Origin of the sequence: Klebsiella sp. MS 92-3, assembly GCF_000195655.1 — a bacterium.
Lineage (GTDB): Bacteria > Pseudomonadota > Gammaproteobacteria > Enterobacterales > Enterobacteriaceae > Klebsiella > Klebsiella pneumoniae.
This window is the reverse complement of the sequence record NZ_GL882849.1, coordinates 6,761-7,024: the sequence shown is the minus strand read 5'-3', so window position 1 is coordinate 7,024 and position 264 is coordinate 6,761. Positions and strand designations below refer to the sequence as shown.

1 pseudogene is annotated in these 264 nt (G+C 54.5%); it reads left to right on the top strand.

Going from position 1 to position 264, the window contains the following annotated elements:
* Positions 1 to 199 (top strand): annotated as a pseudogene (locus HMPREF9538_RS32655) (ArgP/LysG family DNA-binding transcriptional regulator); the annotation flags it as partial.
* Between the last annotated feature and the right edge of the window lie 65 nt (positions 200 to 264).

The window sequence follows — 264 nt, the reverse complement described above, 5'->3', positions numbered from 1 at the left end:
CCAGGGCACCACCTGCTGTATGATCCCGCATCTGCAGATCGAAAAAGAGCTCAACAGCGGCGAACTTATCGATCTCACCCCGGGCCTGTTCCAGCGCCGCATGCTCTACTGGCACCGCTTCGCCCCGGAAAGCCGCATGATGCGCCGGGTGACCGATGCGCTCATTGACTACGGACACAAAGTGCTGCGTCAGGATTAAACTGCGGGCATAAAAAAAACCCCCCCCCCCCCTCTGCCGCTTTTTTTTTTTTTTTTTTTTTTTTT